The 1620-nt window shown below is 68.9% G+C and carries 1 protein-coding gene and 1 pseudogene; both read right to left on the bottom strand.

The window, feature by feature from the left end:
- Positions 1–40 precede the first annotated feature (40 nt).
- Positions 41–903, bottom strand: a pseudogene (locus ABTZ89_RS38565) (NAD(P)-dependent oxidoreductase).
- Between the two features lie 38 nt (positions 904–941).
- On the bottom strand, positions 942–1620 hold a 679-nt coding region (locus ABTZ89_RS38560), incomplete at its 5' end, for an imine reductase family protein (RefSeq protein ID WP_351054424.1).

Raw genomic sequence — 1620 nt, 5'->3', positions numbered from 1 at the left:
GGTTGCTATAGCGCCCCAAAGTACTCACGACCCTGGGAACCTAGCTGGGGTTGCGGATGCCGTCGATCAGACGGGTCCAGTTGTCGCCGCCCTTGCCGGCCGCGATGGCGCGGTCGTAATGGGCCTTGATCGCGCGAGGCAGGTCCAGGTCGATACCCGCCTCCTCGCTGGCCGCCACGATGTGGTCGGCGGTCGCGCCCATCATCGTGGCCGTGCTCAGGTGACCGGGATGGTCGTCGTTGTCGACCTGCTCGGCGGATTCCGGCAAGAAGTGGACCACGAGCTGGAAGACCTCCGCCGCCCACGGCGCGAAGTCCTTCGCCGGCACCCCGGCCGAACCGAGCAGCGCCGCCCCGTGCAGGAAGGCCGACAGCGAGGTCAGGAAGACGTCCAGGTTCGCCTGGTAGAACAGCTGCGCCAGACCGGGATCCGCGCCCATGTGGTGCGGTTTCCCGATGATCCCCAACGTCTTCTCGTGCGCGTCGAAAACGTCCTCCGGCCCGCTGTAGTAGACGTAGGACGCCTCGGTACCGACCATCGGCGCAGGCACCATGACACCACCGGTCAGGAACCGCGCACCGCGCTGCTCGACCCACTTCGCCGCCTCCCGGGTCACCTCCGGGCTGTCCGAGCTGAGGTTGACGACCACCTTGCCGGTCAGGTCCTCGACCGGGCCGAGGATGTCGTACATCGCCGCGTAATCGGTCAGGCTCAGCAACACCAAATCGCTGGCCCGCACGGCGTCGGCGGGAGTCTCGGCGCGAGCAGCACCGCGCGCGACCACGTCATCGGCAGGCTCGCCGTCCTATTCCACACCGTCACCGGGTGCCCGGCGTCGAGCAGGGAGTTGACCATCGCCTGCCCCATCGGTCCGAGACCGATCAGGGTGACTGGCTGATTCATGTTGTTCTCCAAGGGAATTTCGTTCGAACGGCGGGCCGTCACCGCGCGTTGCGGATCACGTCGATGAGGCCGGTCCAGCTGCCCTCGCCCAGACCGGACGCGATTGCCCGGTCGTAGTGCGCCTTGATCGCGCCGGGCAGTTCGGCGTCGATTCCCGCCGCGCGGCTGGCTTCCAGAAGGTGGTCGGCGCTGGCGCCCATCATCCGGGCGGTGCCCAGCTGGCCGGGGTGCTCGCCGCTGTCGATCTGCGCGGCCGCAGCGGGCAGCACCAGCGGATTCGTCTCGAGGTTCGCCACCGCCCAGGGCAGGAACTCCTGCGCGGACACCCCTGCCGAGCCGACCAGCGCGGTGGCGTGCAGGTACGCCGCCAGGGTGACCAGGAAGAGGTCGATGTGCGCCAGGTAGTAGAGCTGCGCCAGCCCGGGGTCGGTGCCCACGTGGTGGGGTTTCCCGATCAGCCGCAACGTCTGCTCGTGGGCTTCCAGGAGTTCCGCCGGGCCGCTGTAGAACACCTTGGCCGGTTCTGCGCCGACGAGCTCCGCGGAGGCCAGCACGCCGCCGGTGAGGAACCGCCCGCCGCGCTGCTCGATCCAGGTCGCCGCCTCGCGGGCCCGGTCCGGGGTGTCCGAGCTGAGGTTGACGACCACCTTGCCGGTCAGGTCCTCGACCGGGCCGAGGATGTCGTACATCGCCGCGTAATCGGTCAGGCTCAGCAAC

Source organism: Saccharopolyspora sp. NPDC002686 (genome assembly GCF_040295745.1).
In the GTDB taxonomy this organism is placed as follows: Bacteria; Actinomycetota; Actinomycetes; order Mycobacteriales; family Pseudonocardiaceae; genus Saccharopolyspora; species Saccharopolyspora oryzae.
The sequence above is the reverse complement of the archived record's forward strand: the minus strand, read 5'-3'. Positions and strand labels throughout refer to the sequence as shown.